Genomic DNA, 1,405 nt, shown 5'->3' on the forward strand with positions numbered 1-1,405 from the left:
GAAAGTGAAAAAAGTTGTTGACAATATCACAGCGATGTGGTAATCTATTAAAGCTGTCGCTTGAACGGTCAGCAAAAAAATAAAAAGTTCTTGACAAACGATAAAGCTTTTGATAGAATATAAAAGCTGTCGCTTGAGACAGAACAGAGAAAGAACCTTGATAACTGAACAATAGACAACAACCCTTGAAAATTTCTTTAAAGAGAAAAATTTTTAAGAACTACATTGATACAAGATGAGGTTCGGCTTTCACACTAAATTCGTGAGAGACTCATTAAGTGTTCAATGCCAAAACAGTAAAGAGGGAAAGAATTGCTAGTAGTGATTCTTGACCAAGACAAACACTTTTAACGAGAGTTTGATCCTGGCTCAGGATGAACGCTGGCGGCGTGCCTAACACATGCAAGTCGAGCGAAGCACTTTGCTTAGATTCTTCGGATGAAGAGGATTGTGACTGAGCGGCGGACGGGTGAGTAACGCGTGGGTAACCTGCCTCATACAGGGGGATAACAGTTAGAAATGACTGCTAATACCGCATAAGACCACAGCACCGCATGGTGCGGGGGTAAAAACTCCGGTGGTATGAGATGGACCCGCGTCTGATTAGCTAGTTGGTAAGGTAACGGCTTACCAAGGCGACGATCAGTAGCCGACCTGAGAGGGTGACCGGCCACATTGGGACTGAGACACGGCCCAAACTCCTACGGGAGGCAGCAGTGGGGAATATTGCACAATGGGGGAAACCCTGATGCAGCGACGCCGCGTGAGCGAAGAAGTATTTCGGTATGTAAAGCTCTATCAGCAGGGAAGAAAATGACGGTACCTGACTAAGAAGCACCGGCTAAATACGTGCCAGCAGCCGCGGTAATACGTATGGTGCAAGCGTTATCCGGATTTACTGGGTGTAAAGGGAGCGTAGACGGATGGGCAAGTCTGATGTGAAAACCCGGGGCTCAACCCCGGGACTGCATTGGAAACTGTTCATCTAGAGTGCTGGAGAGGTAAGTGGAATTCCTAGTGTAGCGGTGAAATGCGTAGATATTAGGAGGAACACCAGTGGCGAAGGCGGCTTACTGGACAGTAACTGACGTTGAGGCTCGAAAGCGTGGGGAGCAAACAGGATTAGATACCCTGGTAGTCCACGCCGTAAACGATGACTACTAGGTGTCGGGTGGCAAAGCCATTCGGTGCCGCAGCAAACGCAATAAGTAGTCCACCTGGGGAGTACGTTCGCAAGAATGAAACTCAAAGGAATTGACGGGGACCCGCACAAGCGGTGGGAGCATGTGGTTTAATTCGAAGCAACGCGAAGAACCTTACCTGCTCTTGACATCCCGCTGACCGGACGGTAATGCGTCCTTCCCTTCGGGCAGCGGAGACAGGTGGTGCATGGTTGTCGTCAGCT

At 48.8% G+C, this 1,405-nt stretch carries 1 rRNA gene (cut by a window edge); it reads left to right on the plus strand.

Annotation, left to right across the window (positions count from 1 at the left end):
- Window positions 1–346 precede the first annotated feature (346 nt).
- Window positions 347–1,405 (plus strand): 16S ribosomal RNA (locus RUMTOR_RS13625); it runs 294 nt beyond the window's last position.

This window comes from [Ruminococcus] torques ATCC 27756, from assembly GCF_000153925.1.
Classification (GTDB): domain Bacteria; phylum Bacillota; class Clostridia; order Lachnospirales; family Lachnospiraceae; genus Mediterraneibacter; species Mediterraneibacter torques.